The 13,862-nt window shown below is 65.6% G+C and carries 9 protein-coding genes; 4 read left to right on the top strand and 5 right to left on the bottom strand.

Translation table 11 applies throughout. The features are described from left to right. Positions 1–380: 380 nt before the first annotated feature. From KBW98_RS19155 to KBW98_RS19145, 3 genes are all read right to left on the bottom strand, one after another. Positions 381–1,904 (bottom strand): SpoVR family protein, encoded by a 1,524-nt coding sequence (locus KBW98_RS19155; protein ID WP_211521762.1) that lies wholly within the window; start codon positions 1,902–1,904, stop codon positions 381–383. A 12-nt stretch (positions 1,905–1,916) separates the two neighbouring features. Further along, on the bottom strand, positions 1,917–3,188 hold the full coding sequence (locus tag KBW98_RS19150; RefSeq protein ID WP_211521761.1) for a YeaH/YhbH family protein: 1,272 nt from the start codon (positions 3,186–3,188) through the stop codon (positions 1,917–1,919). Between the two features lie 219 nt (positions 3,189–3,407). After that, on the bottom strand, positions 3,408–5,330 hold the full coding sequence (locus tag KBW98_RS19145; RefSeq protein WP_211521760.1) for a PrkA family serine protein kinase: 1,923 nt from the start codon (positions 5,328–5,330) through the stop codon (positions 3,408–3,410). Between the two features lie 609 nt (positions 5,331–5,939). Here KBW98_RS19145 and KBW98_RS19140 point away from each other — a divergent pair. From KBW98_RS19140 to KBW98_RS19125, 4 genes are read left to right on the top strand one after another with little or no spacing between them, the layout of a single operon-like run. Then, the gene (locus tag KBW98_RS19140) at positions 5,940–6,947 is read left to right on the top strand and encodes an adenosine deaminase (protein WP_211521759.1); all 1,008 of its coding nucleotides are present in this window, start codon (positions 5,940–5,942) and stop codon (positions 6,945–6,947) included. 9 nt (positions 6,948–6,956) lie between these two features. Next, a complete protein-coding gene (locus KBW98_RS19135) occupies positions 6,957–9,497 on the top strand; it encodes an ABC transporter permease (RefSeq protein WP_211521758.1) in 2,541 nt (846 codons plus the stop codon). A 60-nt stretch (positions 9,498–9,557) separates the two neighbouring features. Next, positions 9,558–9,947: a group II truncated hemoglobin gene (locus tag KBW98_RS19130; RefSeq protein ID WP_211521757.1), complete on the top strand. Its 390-nt coding sequence runs from the start codon at positions 9,558–9,560 to the stop codon at positions 9,945–9,947. Positions 9,948–9,952: 5 nt separating this feature from the next. Then, a complete protein-coding gene (locus tag KBW98_RS19125; protein WP_211521756.1) occupies positions 9,953–11,266 on the top strand; it encodes a DNA recombination protein RmuC in 1,314 nt (437 codons plus the stop codon). 122 nt (positions 11,267–11,388) lie between these two features. On the opposite strand, the gene KBW98_RS19120 is transcribed toward KBW98_RS19125, so the two are convergent. Together KBW98_RS19120 and glp are read right to left on the bottom strand one after the other, a co-directional pair. Further along, positions 11,389–11,925 (bottom strand): transposase, encoded by a 537-nt coding sequence (locus KBW98_RS19120; RefSeq protein WP_211521755.1) that lies wholly within the window; start codon positions 11,923–11,925, stop codon positions 11,389–11,391. Between the two features lie 57 nt (positions 11,926–11,982). Further along, positions 11,983–13,857, bottom strand: coding sequence for a gephyrin-like molybdotransferase Glp (glp, locus tag KBW98_RS19115; protein ID WP_211521754.1), 1,875 nt, complete (start codon positions 13,855–13,857; stop codon positions 11,983–11,985). Positions 13,858–13,862: the final 5 nt, after the last annotated feature.

Genomic DNA, 13,862 nt, shown 5'->3' with positions numbered 1-13,862 from the left:
TTTTTTTTTTTTTTTTTTTTTTTTTTTTTTTTTTTTTGTTTTTTTTTTTTTTTTTTTTTTTTTTTGGGGGGGGGGGGGGGGCGGCCCCCCACCCTACGGCTGGTGGCCGGGCAGCGCTGGCTGGGCCCGTGGAGGGAGGAGCCGTCCACCCTACGGCTGATTGCCGAGCGGGCGATGTCTGGGAGCCGCCCATCCTGTGGTGGTGGCCGGGAGGAGGCTGCCTGGGCGCGAAGCTGGCGCGGCCAGTCTATATATATAGTATCCGGGCCGGGCTCGAGGGCTCGGAGAGCGAGAGCGACAGGCCGGATGCGGGCGCCAGTGAAAAACCGGCGGCATGTGCCGCCGGGTGGGCGAGGGCGGGAAGCCGAGCGCTGCGCCGCTCAGCGGCCGCGCTTTTCGCGGCGGCACTCAAGGAAGCTGACCACGTGGCCGCTCGGGTCTACGGTTTCCAGTTTCACATCGAAGCCCCACAGGCGGGCGACGTGCTTGAGCACTTCCTGGGCCTGCTGGTTCAGCGGACGCCGGTTGAATTGCGTGTGGCGCAGGGTCAGGGCGCGGTCGTCGCGTGTATTGACTTGCCAGACCTGGATATTCGGCTCGCGGCTGCCCAGGTTGTACTGCTCGGCCAGCTTCTGGCGCACGTAGCGGTAGCCCTGGTCGTCATGGATGGCCGAGATCGTCAGCTTGTCGTTGCGGTCGTCGTCCAGCACGGCGAAGAAGTGGAAGTCGCGGATCAGCTTGGGCGACAGGTACTGGGCGATGAAGCTCTCGTCCTTGAAATTGCGCATCGCGAAGTCCAGGGTCTTGAGCCAGTCGCTGCCGGCGATGTCGGGGAACCAGGTCCTGTCCTCGTCGGTCGGGTCTTCGCAGATGCGCCGGATATCGGTCATCATCGCGAACCCCAGGGCATACGGATTGATGCCGCTGTAGTAGGGGCTGGTCGCGGGGGGCTGGTAGACCACGTTCGTATGGCTCTGCAGGAATTCCAGCATGAAGCCGTCGCCGACGATGCCTTCCTTGTACAGGTCTTGCAGGATCGTGTAGTGCCAGAACGTGGCCCAGCCCTCGTTCATTACCTGGGTCTGGCGCTGCGGATAGAAGTATTGCGAGATCTTGCGCGTGATCCGGACCAGCTCGCGCTGCCAGGGCTCGAGCAGGGGCGCGTACTTCTCGATGAAGTAGAGCAGGTTTTCCTCAGGCTCGGGCGGGAAGCGGACCGGCGCGGTGTCCGCGATCTGCTCCTCGCGCCGCGGCAGCGTGCGCCACAAGGCGTTGATCTGGGACTGGGCGTATTCCTCCCGCTCCTTCTGGCGCGCCATTTCCTGGGCCACCGAAAGCTTGGCCGGCCGCTTGTAGCGGTCCACCCCATAGTTCTGCAGCGCATGGCAGGAGTCGAGCAGCTCCTCGACCGCGTCGATGCCGTAGCGCTGCTCGCATTCGGCGATGTAGTTCTTGGCGAAGACCATGTAGTCGACGATGGCGTCGGCATCGGTCCAGGTGCGGAACAGGTAATTGCCCTTGAAGAAGGAATTGTGGCCATAGGCCGCGTGGGCGATCACCAGGGCCTGCATGGTCAGGCTGTTTTCCTCCATCAGGTAGGCGATGCAGGGATTCGAGTTGATGACGATCTCGTAGGCCAGGCCCATCTGGCCGCGGCGGTAGCTCTTCTCGGTGGAGAGGAAATGCTTGCCGAAGGACCAGTGGTTGTACGACACGGGCATGCCCACCGAGGTATAGGCATCCATCATCTGCTCGGCGGTGATGATCTCGAGCTGGTTGGGGTAGGTATCCAGGCCGTAGCGCTTGGCCACCCGTTTGATTTCCTCGTGCGCCTGCTCGATCAGGTCGAAGGTCCACTCCGACTGTTCGGGCAGGGCGCGCGGGTTGGTGCGGTCATCTGGCATGTGGGCCTCCTTCTACTTGGCCTGTTTCTTGAACAGTTCCCGGAATACCGGGTAGATGTCGGCCGGTGTCACGATCTTCTGCATCGCGAAGTTGCGGTGCTGGGCGGCCACTTCGCAATACTGTTCCCACAGGTTCTGCGGCGGGCCGTCGGTAATCTCGACATAGGTGTAGTACTGCACCCGAGGCATGATGCCGCTGCCCAGCAGCTGCTTGCACAGCACCGAGTCGTTGTCCCAGTTGTCGCCGTCCGAGGCCTGGGCCACGTAGGCGTTCCAGTCGGCGCTGCCGTAGCGCTCGGCCAGCACTTTCTGCAGCAGGTGCAGGGCCGAGGACACCACCGTGCCGCCCGACTCGCGCGAATGGAAGAACTCGTTCTCGTCGACCTCGGCCGCGGCCGTATGGTGGCGGATGAAGACCACTTCGATCTTCTCGTACACGCGCTTGAGGAAGAGGTAGAGCAGGATGAAGAAGCGCTTGGCGGTGTCCTTGCGGGTCTCGTCCATCGAGCCGGACACGTCCATGATGCAGAACATCACGGCCTGGGTGCTGGGCTTGGGCACCTTGATGCGGTTCGAGTAGCGCAGGTCGAAGGGGTCGATGAAGGGAATCGCATTCAGGCGGATGTGCAGGTGGTGGATGCGGTCCTTGAGCTCGACCACCATCTCGTCGTCCGAGGGCGCGCCCGCGTCGAGCAGGGCCTGCAGTTCTTCCTCGGCTTCCTTGAGCTGGCGCCGGGCGGGACCGCCGACGGCGATGCGGCGCCCGAGCGCGCCGCGCAGCGAGCGCAGCACGTGGATGTTCGAGGGGGTGCCGGACACGTTGTAGCCGGCGCGCTGGCTCTTGTACTCGATGGTCTGGGTCAGCTGCGTCTTGACCATGTTCGGCAGCTCGAGATCCTCGAAGAAGTAATTCATGAATTCTTCGCGCGACAGCTCGAAGATGAAGTCGTCCTCGGTGGTCTGGTCGCTGTTGCCGGCCCGTCCACGTCCGGAGCCGCCGCCACCGCTGCGCGGGCGGTTGAACTGGTCGCCTTTCTGGTACTCGGTATTGCCCGGGTTGACCGTTTCCCAGACGCCACCGTGAGCGTGGCCAAAATGAGGTTCGTTCACGTCCTTGACGGGAATGGAGACCTTTTCGCCGTTCTCGATGTCGGTGATCGAGCGGCCCTTGATCGCGCGGCCCACCGCGTCCTTGATCTGCGCCTTGTAGCGGCGCAGGAAGCGTTCGCGGTTGACCGCTGACTTGTTCTTGCCTTGCAAGCGACGGTCGATGAGGTAAGTCAAAACAGGCCTCCTGCTGAAAGTGCGCGGGACCGGACAGCGCCCCGGCGCGGGGCCGCCGCATCTGCGGCACCCTTATCTTAATACGCTGCGCAATCGGGCGTGCACGGCACGTGCGGAATCGGGTCCGCGTTCGCGCTGCCTGCAACATCCCGCAGGTCCGGCTGCGCTCCGGCACGGCTGGCGGCCTGCGGCCAGCCTGCGCGGAGGGCGGCCACCGCGTTACGAAGACTTACGTACGCGCAGGTACCATTCGCACAGGAGCCGCACCTGTTTCGGCGTATAGCCCTTCTCGACCATGCGCGCCACGAAGTCGGCATGCTTGTTCGCATCCTCGGCACTCGCTTTCGCATTGAACGAAATGACAGGCAGAAGTTCCTCGGTATTCGAGAACATCTTCTTCTCGATCACGCTACGGAACTTCTCGTAGCTGGTCCATGCCGGATTCTTGCCGGCATTGGTGGCGCGGGCACGCAGGCTGAAGTTGACGATTTCGTTTCGGAAATCCTTCGGATTCGAGATGCCGGCCGGCTTCTCGATCTTCTCCAGTTCGGCGTTCAGCGATTCGCGGTCGAAGCTCTCGCCGGTGTCCGGGTCGCGGAACTCCTGGTCCTGGATCCAGAAGTCGGCGAAGGTAACGTAGCGGTCGAAGATGTTCTGGCCATACTCGGAATAGCTTTCCAGGTAGGCCGTCTGGATCTCCTTGCCGATGAAATCGACGTAGCGCTGGGCCAGGTGCTCCTTGATATAGGAGAGGTAGCGCTGTTCGGTCTCCGGCGGGAACTGCTCGCGCTCGATCTGCTGCTCGAGCACGTAGAGCAGGTGCACCGGATTGGCCGCCACTTCGGTATTGTCGAAGTTGAAGACCTTGGACAGGATCTTGAAGGCGAAGCGGGTCGACAGGCCGTTCATGCCTTCGTCCACGCCGGCGTAGTCGACGTACTCATGCAGCGACTTGGCCTTGGGATCGGTGTCCTTGAGGTTTTCGCCGTCGTACACCAGCATCTTGGAATAGATGCTGGAGTTCTCAGGATCCTTCAGGCGCGACAGCACGGCGAACTGGGCCATCATGCGCAGGGTGCCGGGCGCGCAGGGCGCCTTGTCGAGCGAGGAGTGGCGCAGCAGCTTGTCGTAGATCTTGACCTCGTCCGACACGCGCAGGCAATAGGGCACCTTGACAATGTAGATACGGTCGAGGAAAGCCTCGTTGTTGCGGTTGTTGCGGAAGGTCTTCCATTCGGACTCGTTCGAGTGCGCCAGCACGATGCCTTCGAAGGGGATCGCGCCGAAGCCCTCGGTGCCCTTGTAGTTGCCTTCCTGGGTGGCGGTCAGCAGCGGGTGCAGGACCTTGATCGGGGCCTTGAACATCTCGACGAATTCCATCAGGCCCTGGTTGGCCAGGCACAGGCCGCCGGAGTAGCTGTAGGCGTCCGGATCGTCCTGGGCGAAGTCCTCGAGCTTGCGGATGTCGACCTTGCCGACGAGGGAAGAGATGTCCTGGTTGTTCTCGTCGCCCGGCTCGGTCTTGGAGATCGCGACCTGCTTCAGGATCGACGGGTAGCGCTTGACGACGCGGAACTTGTTGATGTCGCCGCCGAACTCGTGCAGGCGCTTGACGGCCCAGGGACTGGGGATGGTGCGCAGGCAGCGGCGCGGGATGCCGTAGTCTTCCTCGAGGATGGTGCCGTCCTCTTCCTCGTTGAACAGGCCCAGCGGCGACTCGTTCACGGGCGAGCCCTTGATCGCGTAGAAAGGCACGTGCTCCATCAGGCTCTTGAGCTTCTCGGCGATCGACGACTTGCCGCCGCCGACCGGGCCCAGCAGGTACAGGATCTGCTTGCGCTCTTCCAGGCCCTGGGCAGCGTGGCGGAAATAGGAAACGACCTGTTCGATCACTTCCTCCATGCCGTAGAACTCGCGGAAGGCGGGGTAGATCTTGATGACTTTGTTGGCGAAGATGCGCGAGAGGCGCGGATCGAGGCGGGTGTCGACCAGGGTCGGTTCGCCGATCGCCGCAAGCATGCGCTCCGGGGCGCTGGCATAGGTCAGCGGATCCTTCTTGCACAGCTGCAGGTACTCCGTCATGGAGTACTCCTCTTCCCGGGTGCGCTCGTAGCGGGCTGCGTAGTTGTCAAAGATGCTCATTTGTGTGTCCTTTAATGTGCTAACAACGATCACTGTCATGGCAACCCGTCATCGAAGGCTGCCTCAAGCCCCGGTTTCTTTTTTGGCGTACTCCTTGTCGGTCGCACCATGCGCGGAGCCGGGATCGCCGGCGCCGTCTTCCTGGCGCGATTTATTGTTGTCCCGGTGTGGTCCTGAGCGGCCCTGTCCGGTTCTCCCGCAGGTTGGAGAGCGTCTTTTTTTGCGTTTGTGAAATTTATTATGTGCCTATTAGTTCCCGAAGTCAAAGCAGTGTGTCGTGGTCTGGTGTGGCTGATTCAAGTGCTTGATTCATTAGGCAAAATTGCCGTTTTTGCAGCGCTGCGGCAGCGCGTTTCGCAGGCTGCCGGGACGCCGCGCCAGAGCGGTGGGGAAGGCGGATCGGCCGCGTTTCCATGCTCCGCTTTATCGTCATTTTCTTCCTTACATTGTGAGCCGATATTGCACGATCTGCTCAACATGTGGCGCACGCGAACCAGGCGTGCGCGGGCCCGCTTTTCACTCTGGCGAAGGGGGCGGCGCGCATGCGTTACACTTGTCGGCCGGGTCCTACCTGACCACTCATGAATTGTTAGATTGCCGGAGAAAACCATGCTCGACGAACGTCTGCGTACGCTCCTGACGGGAATGCCCAAGGCGGAATTGCATATCCATATCGAAGGATCGCTCGAGCCCGAACTGATCTTTGCGCTCGCGCAAAGGAACGGCGTGCCGCTGGCCTATTCCTCGGTCGACGCGTTGCGCCAGGCCTACGACTTCAGCGATCTGCAATCTTTCCTCGACATCTATTACGCGGGCGCCAGCGTGCTGCTCGAGGAAGAGGATTTCTACGACATGACCGCCGCCTACCTGGCGCGCGCCCATGCCGACAACGTGCGCCATGCCGAGATCTTCTTTGACCCGCAAACCCATACCGCGCGCGGCGTGCCCTTCGAGACCGTCATCAACGGCATCTGGCGCGCCTGCCAGGACAGCCCGGTGAGCGCCAGCCTGATCATGTGCTTCCTGCGCCACCTGTCCGAGGACGAAGCCATCGCCACCCTCGAGGAAGCGCTGCCTTTCCGCGACAAGCTCGTGGGCGTGGGCCTGGATTCCTCCGAGGTCGGTCATCCGCCGGAAAAATTCGCGCGCGTGTTCGAGCGCGCGCGCCAGCTCGGGCTGCACCTGGTGGCCCACGCGGGCGAGGAGGGGCCGCCAGCCTACATCGAGAGCGCCCTCGATGTGCTGAACGTCGAGCGCATCGACCACGGCGTGCGCTGCCTGGAAAGCCCGGAGCTGGTGGAGCGCCTGGCGCGCGAGCAGATGGCGCTGACCGTGTGCCCGCTGTCGAACATCAAGCTGCGCGTGTTCGACGTGATGGACACGCACAACCTGCGCCGCCTGCTCGACGCCGGCCTGGCCGCCACCGTCAATTCGGACGACCCGGCCTATTTCGGCGGCTACATCAACCAGAACTTCCTGGCCGCCTTCGCCGCGCTGCCGCTCGACGAAAGCCACGCGCGCCAGCTGGCGCGCAACAGCTTCGCGGCTTCCTTCGTCGAGCCGGAGCGCAAGCGCGCCTGGCTGGCCGAGGTCGACGCCTTCTTCGCCAACGCATAAGGTCCGCCCATGTTCACCCAGGCCCTTCGCATGACGGCGCGCGACTGGCGCGCCGGAGAGCTGCGCTTCCTGCTCGTGGCGCTGATCGTCGCCGTCTCCGCGCTGTCGTCGGTCGGTTTCTTCATCGACCGCCTGCGCACCGGCTTGAACCGCGACGCCCACCAGATGCTGGGCGCGGACCTGCTGGTCAACGCCGACAACCCGGTGCTGCCCGCGTGGCGCGAGGAAGCCGCGCGGCGCGGCCTGCTGCTGGCCGATACCGTCAGTTTCCCCAGCATGGCGCAGGCGGGCGAGGGCGAGGATTCGCGCGCCCAGCTGGCTTCGATCAAGGCCGTCTCCAGCGGCTATCCGCTGCGCGGGCAGCTGAGCATCACCACCAATCCCGACGACGCCGGCGCCGCCATCGGCCGCAAGACGCGCGCCACACCGCAGCCCGGCACGGTCTGGGTCGACGCCAACCTGCTGCCGGCGCTGCAGGCCAAGGTGGGCGACACCATCCAGCTAGGCGAGAGCCGCCTGCGCATCGCCCAGCTGATCGCCGCGGAACCCGACAAGGGCGCCAACTTCGTCAATTTCGCGCCGCGCGTCATGATGGCGCTCGAGGACCTGAAGGCCACCGGCCTGGTCGACGACTTCGCCCGCGTGACCTTCCGCATGCAGGTCGCCGCGGCCTCGGCCAACGACGTGGCGCCCGTGCGCGACTACGAGCGCTGGCTGCGCGCACGGATCAAGGACGGCAACGTCAGGGGGGTGCGCATCGAGACCCTGGAAAACGGCCGGCCCGAGATGAACGCCACGCTCGACCGCGCCGACCGCTTCCTGTCGCTGGTCGGCCTGCTGTCGGCGATGCTGGCCGCGGTCGCCGTGGCGATGGCGGCGCGCCGGTTCATGCAGCGCCACCTGGACGCCTGCGCCATGCTGCGCTGCCTCGGCATGACCCAGAACCAGGTCGGCGCCATGTACCTGCTTGAGTTCGCCCTGGTCGGCCTGGCGGGCAGCCTGGCCGGCGTGCTGGTCGGCTTCGCGGCCCACTTCGTGCTGCTCCAGCTATTGGGAAGCATGATCCCGACCGAGCTGCCGCCGGTGTCCTTCCTGCCGGCGCTGCAGGGTGTCGCCACCGGCATGCTCCTGCTGGTCGGCTTCGCGCTGCCGCCGGTGCTGCAGCTGCGGAACGTGCCGCACAACCGCGTGATCCGGCGCGAGCAGGCCGCGCCCCGCCCGGCCGCGCTGGCTACCTACGGCCTGGGTGTGGGCGTGTTCCTGGCGCTGCTGCTGTGGCAGGCGGGCGACCCGATGCTGGCCCTGATGACAGCGGGCGGTTTCATCGGGGCCTTCGGCGTGTTCGCGCTGGTGGCCTGGCTCGGCTTGCAGCTGCTGCGCCGCCTGCGCGGGAGCATCCGGCACCAGGGCTGGCGCTTCGCGGTCACCTCGCTGCAGCGTCGCCCCGGCGCCACCGTGGTGCAGGTGGTGTCACTGGCGCTGGGCTTGATGGCGCTGCTGCTGCTGACCGTGGTGCGCGGCGACCTGATCGACGCCTGGCGCGTGGCGACCCCGGTCGATGCGCCGAACCGCTTCATCATCAACATCCTGCCCGAGCAGAAGACCGGCGTGGAGCAGCAGCTGCGCGCGGCCGGCGTCAGGGAGCCGGTGCTGTACCCGATGATCCGCGGGCGCCTGACCGCCATCAACGGCAAGCCGGTCACGCGCGACACCTACCAGGAAGACCGCGCGCGCGGCCTGGCCAACCGCGAATTCAACCTGTCCACGATGCTGGCGGCGCCGCAGGGGAACGAGATCGTCGAAGGCAGCTGGTACAAGGATGCGCCGGGCGTGGCCGAGGCCTCGGTGGAGCAGGGCATCGCCAAGACCCTGGGCCTCAAGCTGGGCGACGTGATGCGCTTCGACATGGGCGGCCTGCCGGTGGACGCGAAGATCACCAGCCTGCGCAAGCTGGAGTGGGGTTCGATGCGGGCCAACTTCTTCGTCATCATCAATCCAAGCGCGATGGCGAACGCACCGACCACCTACATGACCGCCTTCCACCTGAAGCAGGAAGGCGCCGTGGGCAGCCGCGTGGCGAACAGTCTCACGCGCGCCTACCCGAACCTGACCGTGATCGACGTCTCCGGCATCATCCGCCAGCTGCAGGACGTGCTCGACCAAGTGGTGACGGCGGTGGAATTCCTGTTCCTGTTCACCCTGGCCTCGGGCGTGCTGGTGCTGTACGCGGCCCTGATGGGATCGCAGTCCGAGCGCACCCGCGAGGCCGGCCTGCTGCGCGCGCTGGGCGCCACCAGGCAGCAGCTGGCCCAGGCCCAGCGCATCGAGTTCCTGCTGGTGGGCGGCCTGGCCGGCCTGCTGGCCGCGAGCGGCGCGGCGGCGCTGGGCTGGGTGCTCGCCACCTACCAGTTCAAGTTCCCCTGGGTGTTCGAGCCGGGCGTGTGGCTGGCCGGGCTGGTGGTGGGCGCGCTGTGCGCGATCGTCGGCGGCTGGCTGGGATTGCGCGGGGTGCTGCGCCATCCGCCGCTGCAGACCCTGCGCGAAGCCTAAGAGCAACACTTCCGCAGCCGCTGTGGCCACGGGCCGCGGCGGCTGCGCTATCATGGCGGCATGTCTGAACCGCAAACCCTGTACGAAGTCATCGGCGGCGCCGAGCGCCTGCGCGAACTGGTCGACCGCTTCTACGACCTGATGCAACTGGAGCCGGAATTCGCCGGCATCCACGCGATGCACCCCCAACCCAACGACAGCTCGCGCGAGAAGCTGTTCATGTTCCTGTCCGGCTGGATGGGCGGGCCCGATTTGTTCGTCGAACGCTACGGCCACCCGCGCCTGCGCGCACGGCACCTGCCGTTCGCGATCGGCACCAGGGAGCGCGACCAGTGGCTGCGCGCCATGGCCCTGGCGATGGAAGACCTGGGCTGGGACGACGAACTGCGCCTGCGCCTGATGCAGTCCTTCTACCAGACCGCCGACTGGATGCGGAACAAGGCTGACTAAGCACCATGACGATTGCTGAATTGCTGCTCCTGCTGGGCGTCGCCGTCGTAGCCGGCCTGCAGCTCATGCTGCTGCTGCGCGCGCGCGCCGGCAACGACGATGGCCGCCACTTCGAACGGGTCGAGCGCGAGCTGCGCCTGGAGCTGCAGTCGAGCGCCCAGGGCACGCGCCAGGAACTGGCCTCGCACCTGGGCCAGTACCACGCCGCCACCGTCCAGCAGCTCGACAGCATGCGCCAGCAGATGCAGCTGCATTCGTCGAGCGGCCGCGAGGAGCAGGCGCGCGCGCTCAAGCGCTTCGCCGACACCATGCAGCAGACCCTGGCGAACCTGACCGAATCGAACGCCCAGCGCATGCTGGAGGTGCGCGGCACCTTGGAGAGCAAGATCCGCGACCTGCAGAGCGACAACGCCAAGCGCCTCGAAGAGATGCGCCAGACGGTCGACGAGAAACTGCACGCGACCCTCGAGACGCGCCTGACCGAATCCTTCCGCCAGGTGTCGGAGCGGCTGGAAAAGGTGCACCAGGGCCTGGGCGAGATGCAGCAGCTGGCGATCGGCGTGGGCGACCTCAAGCGGGTGCTCACCAACGTCAAGACGCGCGGCACCTGGGGCGAAGTCCAGCTCGAGATGCTGCTCGAGCAGGTGCTGACGGTGGAGCAGTACGCGAAGAACGTCGAGACGGTGGCGGGATCGAACGCGCGCGTCGAGTTCGCGATCAAGCTGCCGGGCGTGGTCGATGGCGGTCCGCCGCTGTGGCTGCCGATCGACGCCAAGTTCCCCAAGGAGCAGTACGAGCGCCTGCTGGAAGCGGCGGAGTGCGCGGACCATGAAGGCGTGACCCGCGCCGGTGCGGAACTCGAGCGCGCGGTGCGCGGCGAAGCCAAGACCATCTGCGAGAAATACGTGTCGCCGCCGCAGACGACCGACTTCGCGATCCTGTTCCTGCCGACCGAGGGCCTGTATGCGGAAGTGATGCGCCGGCCCGGGCTGGCGGACGAGCTGCAGCGCAGCCTGCGCGTGACCATCGCCGGGCCGTCGACCTTGACCGCGCTGCTCAACAGCCTGCAGATGGGCTTCCGCACCCTGGCGCTGGAGAAGCGTTCGTCGGAGGTGTGGCAGGTGCTGGGGGCGGTCAAGACCGAGTTCACCAAGTTCGGCGACGTGCTGGCGACCACCAAGGCGACCCTGGAGAAGGCGGCCAAGAACATCGAGACCGCCGAGGTGCGCAGCCGGCAGATGGCGCGCAAGCTCAAGTCGGTGGAGGCGCTGCCGAGCGAGGCGGCGCAGCTGATGTTGGGTACGGAGGGTGGGGAATAACCCGTGCCACCGCATGCGATGGTTGAACGCGTGGACGGGGAACCCGTCCACCCTACGATCATTGGTAACCTTTGCTGTAGGGTGGACGGCTCTGCCGTCCACGCGTCCAACCTGCTTCCGCGTCACTCCAACATCATTCCACGCGCGGCATCCGTCCCTCCCCAATCCACCGGATAAATCTCATTCCGCACGTAACGGTGAAACGTCGAATGCGGCCATGCCGCTACTTGGTCGACCAACCCATGCTTGACCGGGTTGTAATGAATGTAATCGACATGGCGTTCCAGGTCCGCTTCGTCCCGTATCGTGTGTTCCCAAAACCGACGTTGCCAGATCGCGGATTCGCCCCGGCGCTGGTTTGACTTGGTCTGCGCGAAGTCGCCGTACCGCTCGCGGCATAGGTAAGACACATGATGCTTGATCTGCGCCCAGCGTGACGAATAGTCGACATCGTCCTCCGGCAGCGTCCAGATGCAATGCAGATGATCCGGCAGCAGCACCATCGCATCCACCGTAAACGGCAGGCGAGCCCGGGTCCGCACCAAGGCATCCCGCAGCGCGTGACGGACGGCGTCGTCGCACAAAATGGGACGCCGCCGGAAAGCAATCACGGTAAAGAAGTAGGTCGACCCGTAACGGGTGCGGCGGAAAGTGGACATTCCGCCATCGTAGTAGGCGCCGCGCAGCCGCCGGTGAGGCAGATCAAGCGCAGCCGCTCAGACCAGCCCCTCGAAGGGCAGGATATCCACCATGTCCCCCGCCGCCACATTCCCCTGTTCGTCATGCAGCACCACCATGCAATTCGCTTCCGACATCGAGCGCAAGATGCCCGACCCTTGCGACCCGGTGATGCGCACCTCCGGCGCCCCATCCTCGCCGCGCGCGACGATCCCGCGCTGGTACTCGGTCCGTCCCGGCTTCTTGCGGATCGCCCCGGCGGAGCGCGCCTTCAGCAGCGGCAGCGGCGCATCGGCCCCCATCATGCGCAGCAGCGCCTCGCGTGCGAAGAAGTAGAAGGACACCATCACCGCCACCGGATTGCCCGGCAGCCCAAAGAGGAAGGCGCTGCGCCCGTTCGAGCTGACGCGCCCGAAGGCCAGCGGCCGCCCGGGTCGCATGCCGATCTTCCAGAAGGTGACGTCGCCGAGGCGCGCCATCACCTGTTTGGTGTAGTCCGCCGCACCCACCGACACGCCGCCCGAGGTGACGATCGCGTCCGCGTTCTCGCAGGCGCTGCGCAGGGCTTCTTCCAGCGCCTCCGGATTGTCGCGCACGATGCCCATGTCGATGATGTCGCAGCCGAGCCGCTGCAGCATGCCATAGATCGTGTAGCGGTTGCTGTCGTAGACGCAGCCATCGTCGAGGCCTTCACCGACGGAGCGCAGCTCGTCGCCGGTCGAGAAGAAGGCCACGCGCAGGCGGCGCTGCACCGGCACCTCGGCCATGCCGAGCGAAGCGACCAGGCCCAAGTCGGCCGGCCGCAGGATGCGCCCCGCCTTGAGCGCCGGGCTGCCCAGTTTCAGGTCCTCGCCTGCGAAGCGCCGGTTGTCGCCGGGCTTGATCACGCCGGCGTGCAGCGTGATCGCGTCGTCGCTTTCCTGCTCGAGGAATTCCTGCGGCAGCACGCTGTCGCAGCCCTCGGGCATGACGCCGCCCGTCATGATGCGCACGCATTCGCCAGGCCCTGGCACGAGGCCGGAAGGCTTGCCCGCATAAGCCACGCCGATCACACGCAGGGTGGCGAGTCCGTCGGAAGGCAGGTCGCCGCCGCGCAGCGCGTAGCCGTCCATGGCCGAGTTGTCATGCGCCGGCACGTTGATCGGCGAAACCAGGTCGCGCGCCAGCACGCGTCCGAGGGCCGCACGCAGGGCGACCATCTCCACCGAACGCACCGGCTGCACGAACTCGCGGATGATGCGCTGCGCCGCGCGTACGCTCAGGGCCTCCGGGTCGTAGCCGTCGATGCAGCTCGCCACCTTGGCCAATGTGGGCGGAAGCCTGTCGTCCAGGGCCTGCAACTCTTCCAGCGTGTTGATGTTGCGGAAGGCAGCGGCATCCTCGAAGATCACCTCGACCGCCTTCAGCTCCTTGTACCAGCCATCCACGCGCCGGCCGCCTTCAGCGAGATAGCTGGAGAGCACCGGCAGCCGGCTGGTCCTGACGAGGCAGAACACCGGATGCGGCTGGCTGCGCATGCCGGGCTCGCGGGTGGCGGCGAAGGCGACGTCGGCGCCGTTCTCGTCCAGGGCCGCAAACAGGCGCTCGGCCAGGTCCGCAGGCAGGAAGGGCGAATCGCAGGGCGCCGCCAGCATGTAGGGCGTGCTGCAGTGGCGCAGGCCCGCTTCCAGCCCGGCCAGTGGCCCGGCGAAGTCCGGCGTCTCGTCGGCCCAGACGGGCACGCCGAGCGCGGCATAGGTGTCGAGGTTGCGGTTGGCGTTGATGGCCACGGCGCCGACCTGGGGCGCGAGCCGCTCGAGCACCCGCGCCACCATCGTCGTGCCCTGGAAGGCCTGCAGGCCCTTGTCCACGTTGCCCATGCGCGAGCCGCGCCCGCCGGCCAGGACCAGGCCGCTGATGTCGTTCTTGTTCATGCTGG

The sequence above is a fragment of the Massilia sp. ST3 genome, assembly GCF_018119405.1.
Taxonomy (GTDB): Bacteria; Pseudomonadota; Gammaproteobacteria; order Burkholderiales; family Burkholderiaceae_D; genus Telluria.
This window is presented reverse-complemented; position numbering and strand designations above follow the sequence as displayed.

Bases quoted from the DNA above. Each gene is read 5' to 3' on its own strand.
- KBW98_RS19155 (WP_211521762.1), bottom strand. From the start codon at position 1,904: ATGCCAGATGACCGCACCAACCCGCGCGCCCTGCCCGAACAGTCGGAG.
- KBW98_RS19145 (WP_211521760.1), bottom strand. From the start codon at position 5,330: ATGAGCATCTTTGACAACTACGCAGCCCGCTACGAGCGCACCCGGGAA.
- KBW98_RS19140 (WP_211521759.1), top strand. From the start codon at position 5,940: ATGCTCGACGAACGTCTGCGTACGCTCCTGACGGGAATGCCCAAGGCG.
- KBW98_RS19135 (WP_211521758.1), top strand. From the start codon at position 6,957: ATGTTCACCCAGGCCCTTCGCATGACGGCGCGCGACTGGCGCGCCGGA.
- KBW98_RS19130 (WP_211521757.1), top strand. From the start codon at position 9,558: ATGTCTGAACCGCAAACCCTGTACGAAGTCATCGGCGGCGCCGAGCGC.
- KBW98_RS19125 (WP_211521756.1), top strand. From the start codon at position 9,953: ATGACGATTGCTGAATTGCTGCTCCTGCTGGGCGTCGCCGTCGTAGCC.
- KBW98_RS19120 (WP_211521755.1), bottom strand. From the start codon at position 11,925: ATGTCCACTTTCCGCCGCACCCGTTACGGGTCGACCTACTTCTTTACC.
- glp (WP_211521754.1), bottom strand. From the start codon at position 13,857: ATGAACAAGAACGACATCAGCGGCCTGGTCCTGGCCGGCGGGCGCGGC.